At 53.1% G+C, this 13788-nt stretch carries 19 protein-coding genes; 15 read left to right on the top strand and 4 right to left on the bottom strand.

Annotated features, from left to right (window positions below; genetic code table 11):
- Positions 1–4 precede the first annotated feature (4 nt).
- The 14 genes from TON_RS01455 to mobA are packed head-to-tail and all read left to right on the top strand — an operon-like array spanning position 5 to position 9486.
- Positions 5–907, top strand: a complete 903-nt coding sequence (locus tag TON_RS01455; RefSeq protein WP_012571235.1) for a respiratory chain complex I subunit 1 family protein — start codon at positions 5–7, stop codon at positions 905–907.
- Positions 908–910: 3 nt separating this feature from the next.
- Positions 911–2662: an NADH-quinone oxidoreductase subunit D-related protein gene (locus tag TON_RS01450; protein ID WP_012571234.1), complete on the top strand. Its 1752-nt coding sequence runs from the start codon at positions 911–913 to the stop codon at positions 2660–2662.
- On the top strand, positions 2662–3279 hold the full coding sequence (locus TON_RS01445) for an NADH-quinone oxidoreductase subunit I (RefSeq protein WP_012571233.1): 618 nt from the start codon (positions 2662–2664) through the stop codon (positions 3277–3279). The genes TON_RS01450 and TON_RS01445 overlap by 1 nt, the downstream gene beginning before the upstream one ends.
- Entirely contained in the window at positions 3276–4076 is an 801-nt protein-coding gene (locus tag TON_RS01440) for an NADH-quinone oxidoreductase subunit B family protein (RefSeq protein ID WP_012571232.1), read from the top strand. The genes TON_RS01445 and TON_RS01440 overlap by 4 nt, the downstream gene beginning before the upstream one ends.
- Positions 4066–4332: a hypothetical protein gene (locus TON_RS01435; RefSeq protein WP_187146214.1), complete on the top strand. Its 267-nt coding sequence runs from the start codon at positions 4066–4068 to the stop codon at positions 4330–4332. Before TON_RS01440 ends, TON_RS01435 begins: the two co-directional genes overlap by 11 nt.
- 4 nt (positions 4333–4336) lie before the next feature.
- Positions 4337–4621: a monovalent cation/H+ antiporter complex subunit F gene (locus tag TON_RS01430; protein WP_012571230.1), complete on the top strand. Its 285-nt coding sequence runs from the start codon at positions 4337–4339 to the stop codon at positions 4619–4621.
- Positions 4618–4974 carry a monovalent cation/H(+) antiporter subunit G gene (gene mnhG / locus TON_RS01425; RefSeq protein ID WP_012571229.1) on the top strand — a complete coding sequence of 119 codons (357 nt, stop codon included), beginning with the start codon at positions 4618–4620 and terminating at the stop codon, positions 4972–4974. The genes TON_RS01430 and mnhG overlap by 4 nt, the downstream gene beginning before the upstream one ends.
- Positions 4967–5221: a hydrogenase subunit MbhD domain-containing protein gene (locus tag TON_RS01420; protein ID WP_012571228.1), complete on the top strand. Its 255-nt coding sequence runs from the start codon at positions 4967–4969 to the stop codon at positions 5219–5221. The genes mnhG and TON_RS01420 overlap by 8 nt, the downstream gene beginning before the upstream one ends.
- Complete coding sequence (locus TON_RS01415; protein ID WP_012571227.1) at positions 5222–5995, top strand: MnhB domain-containing protein; 774 nt, start codon at positions 5222–5224, stop codon at positions 5993–5995.
- On the top strand, positions 5992–6384 hold the full coding sequence (locus tag TON_RS01410; protein ID WP_012571226.1) for a Na+/H+ antiporter subunit C: 393 nt from the start codon (positions 5992–5994) through the stop codon (positions 6382–6384). The genes TON_RS01415 and TON_RS01410 overlap by 4 nt, the downstream gene beginning before the upstream one ends.
- Positions 6381–6866 carry a Na+/H+ antiporter subunit E gene (locus TON_RS01405; protein ID WP_012571225.1) on the top strand — a complete coding sequence of 162 codons (486 nt, stop codon included), beginning with the start codon at positions 6381–6383 and terminating at the stop codon, positions 6864–6866. The genes TON_RS01410 and TON_RS01405 overlap by 4 nt, the downstream gene beginning before the upstream one ends.
- Before the next feature lie 10 nt (positions 6867–6876).
- Positions 6877–8442 carry a proton-conducting transporter transmembrane domain-containing protein gene (locus tag TON_RS01400; protein ID WP_012571224.1) on the top strand — a complete coding sequence of 522 codons (1566 nt, stop codon included), beginning with the start codon at positions 6877–6879 and terminating at the stop codon, positions 8440–8442.
- Positions 8443–8467: 25 nt separating this feature from the next.
- A complete protein-coding gene (locus tag TON_RS01395) occupies positions 8468–8908 on the top strand; it encodes a nucleotidyltransferase (RefSeq protein ID WP_012571223.1) in 441 nt (146 codons plus the stop codon).
- On the top strand, positions 8905–9486 hold the full coding sequence (mobA, locus tag TON_RS01390; protein WP_012571222.1) for a molybdenum cofactor guanylyltransferase MobA: 582 nt from the start codon (positions 8905–8907) through the stop codon (positions 9484–9486). The genes TON_RS01395 and mobA overlap by 4 nt, the downstream gene beginning before the upstream one ends.
- Before the next feature lie 213 nt (positions 9487–9699).
- Here mobA and TON_RS01385 read toward each other — a convergent pair whose 3' ends face one another.
- The 3 genes from TON_RS01385 to hypA are packed head-to-tail and all read right to left on the bottom strand — an operon-like array spanning position 9700 to position 11364.
- Positions 9700–10176: a hydrogenase 3 maturation endopeptidase HyCI gene (locus TON_RS01385; protein WP_012571221.1), complete on the bottom strand. Its 477-nt coding sequence runs from the start codon at positions 10174–10176 to the stop codon at positions 9700–9702.
- Positions 10177–10201: 25 nt separating this feature from the next.
- Entirely contained in the window at positions 10202–10948 is a 747-nt protein-coding gene (locus tag TON_RS01380) for an Mrp/NBP35 family ATP-binding protein (RefSeq protein WP_012571220.1), read from the bottom strand.
- Positions 10945–11364, bottom strand: coding sequence for a hydrogenase nickel incorporation protein HypA (hypA, locus tag TON_RS01375; protein WP_012571219.1), 420 nt, complete (start codon positions 11362–11364; stop codon positions 10945–10947). Before hypA ends, TON_RS01380 begins: the two co-directional genes overlap by 4 nt.
- Before the next feature lie 151 nt (positions 11365–11515).
- Here hypA and TON_RS01370 point away from each other — a divergent pair, with 151 nt between their 5' ends.
- Entirely contained in the window at positions 11516–12403 is an 888-nt protein-coding gene (locus TON_RS01370; RefSeq protein ID WP_012571218.1) for a cation diffusion facilitator family transporter, read from the top strand.
- A gap of 334 nt (positions 12404–12737) precedes the next feature.
- Here TON_RS01370 and tdt read toward each other — a convergent pair whose 3' ends face one another.
- Complete coding sequence (tdt, locus tag TON_RS01365) at positions 12738–13763, bottom strand: TDT family transporter (protein ID WP_012571217.1); 1026 nt, start codon at positions 13761–13763, stop codon at positions 12738–12740.
- Positions 13764–13788 lie beyond the last annotated feature (25 nt).

Here is a 13788-nt window from a genome sequence, read left to right as displayed (position 1 = left end):
GGTGATGGACTACGTAAGCATTATCGCTGCTCCGATCGTCCTCTTCCTCCTTCCACCGTTCCTTGACGGAATAGGGAGAAGGATAAAGGCGAGGATTCAGTACAGGAGAGGACCGCCTATAATGCAGACGTTCTACGACCTCGAAAAGCTTCTCAAGCTGCCGTCAGTGCTTCCAACTGAGGGCCCAATCTTCAGGCTGGCCCCGTACATAGCCCTGGCATCTGCCATTGCCGGCGGCCTAATGCTTCCCTTCGGAAGCGAGCCGGTGTTGGCTTTTGGAAAGAGCCTCATAGTGTTCTTCTACGTCATGGCGATGGTCAGCGTAGTGATGATACTTGCTGCTTTCTCCGTCCAGAACGCGTTCTCTCACATAGGTGGACACAGAGAGGTCATGCTGATACTCTCGATTGAGCCAGTGCTGGCCGTCGTCTTCGGTGTCCTGGCATTCAAGCTTGGAACGCTCAACGTCGCTGAGATGCCTTTCAGTGCTAACCTCTCGCTTTCCGTTGCCCTAGCTTACATCTTGCTGGCTTACGCGGTCTACGTTGAGGGCGGATTCGTTCCATTTGACATAGCTGAGGCAGAAACCGAAGTAATCGGGGGCCCGCTCACCGAGTACAGCGGAAGGCTCCTCGGAGTCTTCAAGTACGCCCTGCTCGTCAAGAGGGTTGTCCTGCTCTGGCTGCTGGCGTCTATGATTGTGATTCCCGCCATGAGGTCTCTCGGTATAACAAGCTCAATGGCACTGCTCGTCGCCCAGCTGGTCGTTACGTTTCTGCTTTATTCGCTTGCCGTGGCCGTTGAGGCTGCAAACGCCCGCCTGAGGATCGACCAGGCGGTTTCCCTTAACAAGAAGGTCTTCCTGATGTCCCTTGCTGTCCTGATAATAGCGCTGGTGGGGTGGTGAATTATGGAGTGCAGCGTGTGTGCGGGTGGATGCAGATCGGCTGAAGTTGAGGACGTCCTTGAGGATGGTCATCTAAAGGAATTCGTGGAGAAGTTTAGGGGAGCGATCTTCGAGTGCAAGAAGCTGACGAGGAACCAGTACCTGTTCATCGTTGATAGGGAGGCACTTCCGGAGATGGTCCTCCACTGGCACAACCATTCCGAGCTAAAAGAAACCCACTTCTCGATGGGAACAGGAACCGATGAGAGGAACATCGCCGGAAAGTTCACCTACGCTCCGGTAATAAACGTTGCCGTTGAGCCTGGAAACGGGGAGAGGAACTACTGGGTTATTCTGAAGGCCTACCTCGACGAGGACAACCCGGAGTTCCCCTCCATAGCCGCGAAGCTTCCAGCAGCCCTCTGGGCGGAGAGGGAAGTCTATGATCTGCTTGGCTTCAACCCCAAAGGCCATCCCGACCTGAGGAGGCTCGTCCTGCCGGAGGACTGGCCGGAGGGTGTTTACCCGCTCAGGAAGGACCATGACTACAAGGCCTCGCCGATGGATACGCCAAAGTGCTACTACAAGCCCGGGCCGCCCGACACAATGACGGTTCCGATTGGTCCGTACCACCTGGCGCTCGACGAGCCGGCCCACTTCAGGATATTCGTCAAGGGGGAAACGGTGGTTGACGTTGACTACCGCGGCTTCTACTCCCACAGGGGAATCGAGAAGATAGGAGAGGGAAGACTGACCTACAATCAGGTGCTCTTCATAGCCGAGAGAATATGTGGAATCTGTGGCTTCCAGCACTCGACGAGCTACGCCCAGGCGGTTGAAAACATAGCCGGCGTTGAAATCCCCGAGAGGGCCATGTACATAAGGACGATAATGCTGGAGATAGAAAGGATTCACTCCCACATGCTCTGGGCCGGTGTTGCGGCTCACCTGACGGGCTTTGACACGGGATTCATGCACGCTTGGCGCGTCAGAGAGCCTGTTATGTGGCTCGCAGAGAGGCTCACAGGAAACAGGAAGACCTACGGAATCAACATCGTCGGAGGAGTTAGGAGGGACTTCCTCGACTACCGCAAGGAGATGATAATGGAGAAGATCAAGGAGCTCAGGAGGCAGGTCGAAGAGTTCATCGAAATAGCGACCGGTACGGCAACCTTCGTCAAGAGGGCCGAGGGGGTTGGAATTCTGCCGTACAAGGTGGCCAAGGCTTACTCAGTCCTTGGTCCGAACGGAAGGGCCAGTGGGAGGAACATTGACATTAGAAGGGATCAGCCGTTCGCAGCATACAAGGATTTGGACTTCAAGGTTCCAGTCTACAAGGAGGGCGACGTCTTGGCAAGGTTCCTCATCAGGATGGACGAGGTGCTCGAGAGCATCTGGATAATAGAGCAGGCCATTGACCAGATGCCGGGAGGAGACGTCTTCGTGCCGATAGGGGAGCTTCCGGAGTATGAAGAGGCCCTAGGCTACAGTGAAGCTCCAAGGGGCGAAGTCATCCACTACGTCATGACTGACAAGAAGAACAAGGTCTACCGCTGGAAGGTTAGAGCCCCGACCTACAACAACCTTCCAGCTGTTCCGGAGATGCTCAAGGGCTACAGCGTTGCCGATGCCCCGCTCATCATAGCGAGCATAGATCCGTGCTACTCCTGTACGGAGAGGGTTCAGATAGTGGACGTTGAGACCGGAAAGGCCCAGACCCTGAACGAGCAGCAGTTCAACATGCTCTCAATACAGAAGGGCAAGGGGGTGGCCTGATGGCCCAGGCGATTTCCTTCACCGACAGGCTCAAGTTCTGGAAGCGACCAGAGGAGGACGTTAAGAAGGCTCCCGTCACGACTTCTTATCCTTTTGTTGATATCGAAAAGCCGCCGGAATATAGGGGCATACCTCGCATAGATCCTCACCTCTGCATTGGTTGTGGAGCCTGTGTTAGGGCCTGTCCACCGGACGCGCTCACGATAGAGTGGGACTTCGAGAACGGGAGGAAGAGGATAGTCTTCAACGCCGCGCGCTGCATAAGGTGCCACCGCTGCGTCGAGGTTTGTCCAACCGGTGCGATGCAGGGCACAACGAGGTTCGAGATAGCGACGCCGAACAAGGAGGACCTCATCGAGGTCGTTGACCACAAGCTCTACAGATGCCCGCGCTGTGGGCGGTACGAGGAGTTCACCGAGAGGCAGATAGGGAAGATGTTCCAGATTCTGCCGGAGGAAGTCATTGACCAGCACGGCATAGCTGAGAGGGCTTTTCTCTGCAGGGAGTGCAGGATGGAGGAGAGCGCCAAGACCTTGGCGGTTCAAGGGCCCTATGCGGATAGCCTTCTCCTTTCCCTCTATCCGAGAGGCTCAAAGGTGATGGGTGAGAGGAGATGAGCGGGTTGAAGTCCGTTTGGGTCTTCCACGTTGACAGTGGGAGCTGCAACGGCTGCGACATAGAGATACTCGACGTGCTCACGCCCTATTACGACGCCGAGAGGCTTGGGATAAAGCTCGTGCCGAGTCCAAGACATGCCGATGCCCTCCTCGTTTCAGGCCCACTCACGAGGCAGACTTACTACGCTGTCAAAGCAGCCTACGAGGCGATGCCGCCGAAGCCGAGGATAGTTGTGGCCATAGGCACCTGCGCGTCCAGTGGTGGTATATTCTACAACGGTTACCCAATCTACAACCCGAACCCTGAGAGGGGAAGCGACAGGCTCAGGACGGGTGGAATAGAGGTCCTTTTGGCGGAGTACGGGAAAAAGCCCGACATGTACATTCCAGGATGTCCACCGAGTCCGGAGGAGATACTATATGGGCTGGCCCAGCTCCTCGGCCTGAAGGAGAAGAAGATGAAGGGCGAGTACTACTATGCAGACGAGATTGAGTTCGTTCTTCCAGAGAGACCCATCGAGGAGAGGATTTACCTGACGCTCAGAGAATCCCTGAGGCGCGTCGTGGGGTACTTCGACAGGGAGAAGGTTCTCGAGGACTTCATGGCCCTCGTGGAAAAGGCTCAGGAGAGCGAGAACCCGAGGGAGAGGCTCCACGAGCTAGTCATCGGATACTTCCTGAGGGAGAAGGATTCCCGTGTGAAGTTCGCGATAAGGTTCCTCGAAAACGAGTACTGGAGGTTGAAGGATGCCTACGAAAAGAGGCACCTGGCACTTGTTAAAGCTGGTGTACGTTAATCCACCTTACGTCTCGAAGGCGATGGCACATTTCGCCGGCGACATGGCTGTGTTAGAGGAAATAGGCACGCTGAATGAGAAAAGCGTCGAGATAATCAAGGAGAGCCTCGGGGCAAAGGGAAACGAGATAGACCTGTCTATAGGCGACCTTATACTGATACCAGTGGAAAGGTTGCCCGAGGACGATAGGAAGCTCCTCTTAAAAGTCGCCCAGGAGCTTGGGGCGGACGCCAAGCTCAAGATAGTGAGGGGGTGAGGGTATGAGCCTTGAGTCTCAGTTCTTCCTACTGATGAAGTTTGTGATACCTGTTTATCTGCTGGCTTTCATCATCTATGCCGTCAGAGCCTTCAAGGGTCCAACGATAGCGGATATAATCCTCGCCGTTGACTGTCTCTCCTTCGATGTGGCAGCGTTCATGGCCATCCTTGCGGTTTACTTCAAGAGCGTTTACTTAGTGAGCGGGGCGATGATTTTGGCACTGTGGGGCTATCTGCTGGATATCTACATCGCCAAGCACCTAGTGAGCAAGGAGGTGGGAGCATGAGCATTTTATTCTACATAGGAGCGCTTCTGATAGTCATAGGCGCCCTCTGCGATTTCTTCGGAGCATTAGGATTACTCCGCTTCCCTAACTTCTACGTTAGGCTGCACGCCGCGACCGTGGGCATCATCGGCGGTGCAGCGGTTCCGCTCTTCGGCGTTGCCCTGCTTGCCCTTGGTGCGGACTTCCTACCCCACAGGTATGCCATAGCGGGAGCGAGCTTCATCACCGGCATAATAGTCCTCCTTGCCTCCCCAGCTGGAAGCCACGCTTTGGCCTATGCCGCTCACAGGGCCAAGCTCGTGGAGTGGGAGCCCAAAGTGGATCACCTCGGGGAGGTGAGGAAGAGTGATTGAAGTTCATCTGCTCATCCTCAGCCTTGCCCTCATCCTGGGATTCATAGCCAGCTATCTAGCGGTGATGGAGAGGGATCTGCTTAAAGCAGTGGGCTTTTCATCCGTCCAGGCAATAGCCTACGCAATAGCCTTCTACATCCTAATGGCGCCGGACATAGTTCTCACCTACATAGCGATAGCCGTGGGAATATACTCCGCCCTGCTGATATTCGCCATCAGCAAGACCGAGAGGTATGAGGTGGTGTGAATGAGGGGCAAAAGCCTCATCACGGCGGTTATAATCCTGACCTTCGCCGCGCTCATGACTTACGCTGTTATCTCACTCCAGGTCTTCGGTGAGGGTACTGGAGTTAGGCCCCTTGGCGAGTTTTACCTTGAAAACAGCTATTTCGGAGATTACTCGGCCAAGAGCCCGGAGGTTATCACCTCAATCCTCTGGGACTACCGTGGCATTGACACGCTCTTCGAGACTGCAGTGTTCTTCCTCGCAATAATAGGCAGCCTGACCGTCTTCAGGCTCACCAAGGAGCAGGAGAAAGAAGTCAAGAAGGCTGAAAGCACTCCAACCGAGCTGACGCCAATAGTGAAGGACGTTACTAAAGTTATCGTCGTCATGATTCTTGCCGTTTCAGCTTCAATAGCCCTGCACGGTCACTTAACGCCTGGAGGAGGCTTCCAGGGCGGTTCGGCATTGGCTGTGGCACCGCTCCTCATAATAGCGGCATACTCAAAATACACTCTGGAAGGCCACGGCCTGGACAAAACCAGAGCTTTAATCCTTCGTTCCATCGGACTGCTTGGCATAGCCCTGGTTGCTCTGGTTCCCCTCCTCAGCGGTGGCTTCATCATGCAGAACCAGCCAATATTCCCGGCTGAGATTGAGAGTCAGCTTATCGGTGGTTCCCTAATCTACTACAACTTCTTCGAGTTCCTGGCTGTTGGCGTTGGATTCACGGCGGTGTTCCTCCTTCTGAGCATCCCAGAGGAGAAGTTCAAGAAAATCCTGGGGGTGAAGAAATGAGCACTTCAGAGTTCCTGTGGGCTTACCTCTGGACCGTCTTACTGCTCACGTTGGCGGTATCGCTGTATGGCATAATCGCTAGGCCGAACATGCTGAAGAAAATCATATCTCTCACGATACTAGGCGATGCCGTCAACGTCATGGTCGTTCTCATAGGCTACCACCTCACCTATCCAATCGCCCCACCGATACTACCATCGCTCTCAAAGGAAGCGTTGGAAGGGTTCGTGAGCTCTGCCGTTGATCCACTTCCGCAGGCACTAGTGATTACCGCCGTCGTCATAGGAATGGCGGTGAACATGCTCCTCGCGGTGCTAGCGATACAGCTCTACCGCCTCTACGGCACGCTTGACGTGAGGGAGATAGCGAAGAGGGGTGGTGAGGAATGAGGGGGGTCATTCCAACGGCCCTGCTCGCGTTCATCACGTACATAATCTTCTCTGGTTCAAGCAGCCCCTACGACATGTTCACTGGAGCAGTTGTGGCAATAGGAGTGGGGTTGCTGATGGGGAGATACGTTGTCCAGAATGATGCCAAGGCCATGAATCCAGTGAGGTGGCTGTGGGGAGTCATTTACTTCCTCTGGTATATGCTCGTGGCAGAGACGAAGTCCCACATAGACGTCATAATCAGGATTATCACCGGCAACTACAACCCCGGAATAGTGAAGGTACCTATTGGTGTCGAGACGAGCTACGCTAAGACCCTCGTGGCGAACTCGATAACCAACACCCCTGGAACGGTCGTGGTGGACATGGACGACAAGTACTTTTACGTAAACTGGATTGACGTGACGACTCTGGACCCTGAGACGGCTAAGGGAGAAATCTCGGCGGACTTTGAGAGATTTGCAAAGAGAATACTGGAGTGAGGTGAGAGGCATGGACGTGGTTGGACTAACTCCTGTGATTCCGGTCATCTTTGCCTTTGCACTCCCCCTGACTTCGATCATAGTTAAGGGCAACAGGAAGATAATCCAAGCCTATGCACTGCTCGGCACGGGTTTAACCTTAATCAGTGCGCTCAAGCTTTTCGAACTAGTGTACTCATCTGAAAAGCCGCCGATATATACTTTTGGCGGCTGGACTGCTCCAATTGGCATAATTTATGAGGTTGACAGAACTGGGGCACTTATAACTCTCCTCACCGCCGCGCTGATGTTCCTCATTGCGATTTACAGTTATCGCTACCTAGAGCACGAGGAGGGTCTGGAGTGGTACTATACACTCTATTTAGGCTTGGAAGCTGGACTAATAGGTGTTTTACTAACTGGTGATGCCTTCAACCTCTTCGTCATGATAGAAGTCACCAGCATCGCAGCATACGCCCTCGTAGCTTTCTACAGGGGAAGGAAGGACGCAGTTCATGCTGCATTGAAGTATGCATTCATAGGTGCAATTGGTACTACAATGTACTTCTTAGCGCTTGGAATTCTCTACGGGGCTTTTGGTACGGTTAATCTTGCTGATTTGAGTGCAAAGGTTCATGGTTTGAGTTTTCCAGTAACAGGTTCACCAGTTGGTAATATTGTAATTGCTTCTGGTGTTGCTTTGGCTTTAGCTACGTGGGCTTTCCTCATAAAGGCAGCAATTGTTCCGAACCACTTCTGGCTTCCAGAAGCTCACCCAGCGGCACCAAGTCCAATCTCGGCAGTCTTGAGTGGTCTCGTAGTAAATGTTGGAGTTTACGCTCTGATTAGATTCCTCTACACTGTTTACGGTGGTGAACTCACACCGGGTCTAGCAAAAATCGTTGGAACCTTGGGGACAGTAGTCATAGCTCTCGGTGCGGTTTCGGCACTTTTCGGTGCACTCATGATGAACGCCCAGCGCGACGTCAAGAAGCTCATTGCTTACTCCACGATAATGCACATGGGTTACCTGTTCATGGCCGTTGGCCTCGGCACCCAGCTTGGACTTCAGGCGGCATTATTCCACATTATCAACCACGCAATTGCTAAAGCATTACTCTTCCTTGCTGCGGGCATGTTCATCCACGCCATCGGTTCAAGGGACATCAATGATATGGCTGGTTTGGGCAGACAGATGCCAATGGCAACTCTCGGACTCGCAATAGCAACCCTCAGCCTCGTTGGAATCCCACCGTTCAACGTGTTCTTCAGCAAGCTGCTCCTCTTTGATGCGCTGATGGAGAAGAGCTTAGCCTTGGCGATGGTTATCGTTGTCAGCTCAGTAACTGCACTCGTTGCCTACATGCGCGTCTTCTACAAGATATGGCTCGGCAAGCCATCCAGAGAAGTGGCAGTGGGAGAATCTAAGAGCATGGCATTCGTGGTGCTCCTGCTGGCGGCTGCGGTTGTTGTGATAGGTCTTGCCGCGCCGGTAATACTCCAGCACTACATCGAACCTGCCGCGACCCAGACGATGGACTACAAGCTTTACATCCAGACCGCCCTGGAGTATGCGTCAAGATTAAAACTCCTCTAACCTCTCAATTTTTGGAGGTGTTGGAATGAGCATTGAGGCGGCAAAGCAGAGTCTTCTTCAGCGGATAAGGGAATTCTACGGCGACAATTTGCTCTCCGTGGTCTTCTATGGGGCACACCTGAAGGGAGGGCTTGATGAGATTGATGTGCTGGTTATAATCGATGAACCCTACGACCCGGTCAAGATCAACCGGGTGGCGGACTTTATAGAAAACATCAAGGAACCCGTTGAGGAGGAATACGGCCACTTTATAGCCTTTGAGCTCTACACGAGGGAAGAGGCGGAGAACTTCCACTCGTCCTTCCTCGACGTTGCCAAGGCCCACGAGATTGCCTACGACAGGGACAACTACTTCCAGAACCTGCTAAGAGAGATGCTAAATCCGAAGAAGACTATAGAGTACGTGAAGTACATAAGCACCATCGAGTACATCCCAGTTGATGAGGAGAAAAGGGAGGAGCAATGATAGGAGCAGTTTTGGCCGGGGGGAGGGGCAGACGCTTCGGCGGCAATAAGCTGCTCTTCAGGATAGACGGGAAGCCGCTTGTTCTTTACGCCGTCGAAGCCCTTGAAGCCACCAAAGAAATAGATGGGATCGTCCTTGTGGCCTCTCCCGAGAATGCAGAACGTCTAAAAAAGTTCGGCTACGAGGTCATCGTTGACGAGCTGATGGTCGGCCCCATAGGCGGCATCTACACTGCATTGAGCCTCGATGATGCCTTCGTGGTGGCTGGCGATATGCCCCTGATAGTCCCAGAATTCGTTGATTACATAATTCGTGAATTCAGGAAAAGTGGGAAAGCAGTCTGCGTTCCGCGCTGGAGTAATGGATACATAGAACCCCTCCACGCGGCTTACTCTGAGAGATTCAGAAAAATCCTTGAGGAACAGATTAAGAGCGGAGACTACATGATAAGGAAAGCCATAGAGAGAGTCGACACTTGCTACCTGCCGATAGAGGAGCTCCCAGAGAGGTGGCGCAAGAGCTTCTTCAACGTGAACAGGAAAGAGGATTTACGGAAGCTTACCTATACCTCCTTCTAATCCGCCACTTCTTTGCCTTGGCAGGTAGATTATTCCGGCAGCTGCAACGAACACCAGTCCGACAATGAACCCTCCCCAGTACCATGCGAGGAAGCTGATGCCAAGAAACAGATCTTTTAGGGTCTCGTATCGGCTCTCCTCTGTCCCGAGATCCAGAAAGAAGGCTAAGAGTGAGAGAAGACCTGCAATCAGCCACAGGATGTTTCAGTCCATTCATTCGCCCCCATTAAGCGAATCTGCAATCGCCTGTGCCAGCATCTCAGCCCTCTCTCTTATCACCCCACTTGGCTCCTCGAAAAGGCCGAGCGAGCGTGGCTGGCAGCCTATGAGGACGAACTTTGCGTTTACCTTCGTTTTGAGGTACTGGACTAAGAATTTTAGGGGCAGACTGTGTGTCGAAACCGCCTCACCGAGTGTTCCCTCTGGATCGGCGACTACGAGCTCTCCGTGCTCCCCGCCGAAGTCAACGGCATCGACGAAGATAATCAGATCAGGCTTGAAATCCACTATCTTTCCGGTGTAGCTCTCAGGCACTTCACCGCAGTTGATGACTAAGACGTTCGGGCTTTTGACGAGCTCCGCCAGCATCTCCGCCACAAGGACACCAAAGGCGTCGTCCCCCCTAAGTTCGTTCCCTATGCCGCAGATAACGATACGTTTAGCGTTCTGAAAGAGTTCTTCAAGCTCCATAGTTTCACCCCAAAATAAAGAAGGATCAGAGCTTCCCCGCAACTTCCCTTATCCTCTCTGCAAACTCCGTCCTGAGGAGCTCCTCGGGCTTTCCTATCTTCTCCTCGAGGTCGTCGTAGAGCGGGATACCAGCCAGATAGGGCACGTCGAACTCCTCTGCAAGAGCCTCTATGCCCTTCTCGTTGTTTCGTTGCTCCGAATGAAGTTTCATGTTCTCGACGATACCGAGAATCTTGTAGTCCCTCTCCTTCAGGAGGGTAAGAAGCTTCCTGACGATGTTGAGGGAGAGCTTTGAAGGTGTTGCCACAACCAGGAACTCACCCCTCTTAAGGAAGCGAAGGACATCTAGGAACTGATCACCGAGACCGGGAGGCATGTCGATGACGAGGTAGTCCAGCTCGTCCCAGCGGGTTATAGTGAGGAGCTCAATGAGCGCATCGCTTATCTCCATGCCCCTCATGGGTGTTGGTTTATCCTCCGAGTAATAGACGATGCTCATGAACTTTATTCCGTGAACCGTCGGCGGGACGACGCCTCTGTCCTCCTCAGGGAAGTCCTCCGGCTCGAAGCCGAGGATTACGTGGTCGCTCGCGCCGTGGAAGTCGAGGTCAAGGAGGCCGACCTTATAGCCCTTCTCCGCCAGAACAAGGGCGAGCGTTGTTGAAACCAGCGACTTTCCAACGCCGCCCTTGCCGCTGACGACGGGAATGATGCGCTTCACATTTTCAAGGCGAGCCTCTATGCCCTTGACGCGAGGGTCTATGGCTATCATGCCTCCCCCTCCTTCTCGATTTTTATCCCGCTTATGTAGACTCCCCTACCCTGTACGACTTCGAAGTCCCTGCTGCCACACTTTGGACATGCCAAGAAGGCGTGAACTACCTCGGGGATGAAGTGGATGTCCTCCTTGATGCGCTCATCGAAGCTTCCCTTCACTTCCTTGAGCTTCCACTCGTGACCGCAGTCGCGACACTTGAAAACTGCCTCCTCCTCGATGAACTCTATCTCCGCACCCTCCCCGATGGTGCCCTTGAGAAGCTCCTTCATGGCAAACTCGACTATCTCGGCGTTAACGTCCTGGAGCTCTCCGAGGACTACTTGAATTGCCAGAAGCTTTTTTGCACCTTCTCTTTGAGCGTAGTCGAGGGCGGTTCTAACTATTCCATCAGCCAGAGCCCATTCGTGCATTGTATCACCACCAACTTTTTCAGTGCTATCCTTAAAAAGGGTTAAGTTTTTAACCCTATGTTTATGTCTTCCCCTATCTGGGATTAAAACTTCCCAATTCTGACCTCAAAAGGCTTTTAAGTCTCCAATTAGACCCCTCTCAGGGAGAGAAATGGGACACAAACACTCCCACAGGGCCATGAAATCCCGTATGGTCTTCTCTATAATCCTGAACTTTGTCATTACGATAGCCGAGGTCATAGGTGGAATTCTTTCCGGAAGTTTAGCTCTCCTGAGCGACTCGCTCCACAACTTCAGCGACACTATGAGCCTTCTGGCGAGCTACATAGCGATAAGAATCGGTGAGCGTGAAAAGAACGAAAAGTACACTTTCGGCTATAAGAGGGCCGAGATACTCGTCGCCTTTGTCAACTCTGCCGTCCTCGTCGGCGTTGCCCTCTTCCTGCTCGTGGAGGCCTATAAGCGCTTCAGGAATCCCAATCCAATAGACACAGGGCTCATGCTTGTGGTGGCGGTTATTGGACTTCTGGCTAACCTTCTCTCCGTTCTCCTCCTCCACGAGCACGCCCACGAGAGCATCAACGTTCGCTCCGCTTACCTTCATCTTGTGAGCGACACGCTGTCTTCGGTGGCTGTGGTGGCCGGCGGTCTGGCCATAAGATACTACGACCTCGTCTGGATAGACCCACTTGTCACTGTGTTCATTTCCCTCTACATCCTCCGCGAGGGCTACGATATACTGAAAGAAAGCGTTGATGTTCTCATGGAGGCATCGCCCGAGCTCGACTTCGATGCAATAAAGGCAGAACTCGAGTCAATTCCCGGCGTTAAAAATGCTCACCACTTCCACGCATGGCGCATTGGAGAAAATGAAACCCACTTTGAGTGCCACGTTGATGTGAACGACATGTCCCTAAGCGAGGCTCAGCGTATCATTGACGATGTCGAAAAGATTCTGGAGAAGTATGGAGTAACCCACGTCACAGTGCAACTCGAGGTGAACCGCTGTGATGACGACGATGTGGTATGCAAGAGTTAAGCGCTTTCCTTGCCTTCGGGCTGTGCTTGGGCCATTTTCCTTTCTCTTCTTGAGAAGGTATGCAAAGGTCACTATCCCAAGGATGGCCTTGGCTCACCTGTACCGTAAACAGCCCCGAGGAGCATAAACTTGAGGTGACCCTCCCACCTCATCCCAGACCTCTCTCACGAGGAGAACGCCATCACCGTAGTATGCCCAGAGGAAAAGGAACGCCAATGGATTGACGGCTTCCAGAAGGAGTGGAGCCTCTGAGCACCTCGGCGAAAAGGGTGAAACAGGGAAAGTGAGAGCGCCACTTTGGTTCTCCATGTTTCTGAACTTGGGAGGAAACTACTCATACCTTGCCTCTTGTTTTGGGGCCGGAAAGTACGTGCACGATAGTTTTAACTCCCGTCACCAGCCACATCGCTAGGAGCAGCCAGTACAGGGCGAAGCCAAAGTTAACGATTGAACCTATTCCGAACGTCGTCCCAACGTTGTATGTGGCACTTACGTAGGCTCCAAAGGGGAATATAAAGGCCCACCAAGCCAGGCTGTATGGCAGGTTGAGCTTTCTGATGTAGTGGATGGTCAGCAGGACTGCCATGACGAACCACCAGACGCCGAAGCCCCAGAAGAACAAGCCGAAAGCTAAGAGCGGTTCCTTGACGGTTATGAAATCGGAAGCTTTAACGAGGGCGTAGAGGGTTGAGGTTCCAGCCCCTATCGGACCGAGGTTTATCCATATCGAAGGCGCTATGCCGCAGGGCATCGGCTCGTGGGTTATGAGTCTGTACATCACGATGGCAAAGAGTGCTAAATACAGGAAGAACCCAGCGCCCCAGGCGAAGTAGTTGATGAAGGCCATAACCTCTCTCGCAGTTCCAGAAGCGAGTGTCATGAGCTTCGCCCCGCTTATCGGAATGACTATCAGCCCCACCGGCGGAATGAACCAGGCGGGTGTTATGGCCTTGGTATCTACTCCTTCGCTCGTGAAAACAAGGTATGGAATCATCAGGGCGAAGAATATCGTCAGCGGTGTCCCGGCGAGCCAGAAGGCCCACGCCACACTTGTATTCCCGAAGACCGTGAGGTAATCGGCCGAGAGCACGAGCATCGCTATGGCTATCGTTCCGTAGAAGTTGCCGAGGACTGGATGGTGTAGATCCGCCAGAGCGTTCTCTCGGTATTTGATCCATCTGAGAACCCACGGAATCAGCAGAACGAAGAAGAGGACGGTGTTGAGATAAACGAGGAACTCAGCGAAACTTTCAAGGATTGTGAGCTTTGAGGAGTAAGCTTTGCTCACCAGTACCAAAGCTCCTGTGCCCATGACGCTCGCGAACCAGCTTGGGGCGAAGTCCTTCACGTTCAGCTTCATATCACCACCAAAATATATGAAAAAA

Source organism: Thermococcus onnurineus NA1, assembly GCF_000018365.1.
GTDB lineage: Archaea > Methanobacteriota_B > Thermococci > Thermococcales > Thermococcaceae > Thermococcus > Thermococcus onnurineus.
The sequence above is the reverse complement of the archived record's forward strand: the minus strand, read 5'-3'. Positions and strand labels throughout refer to the sequence as shown.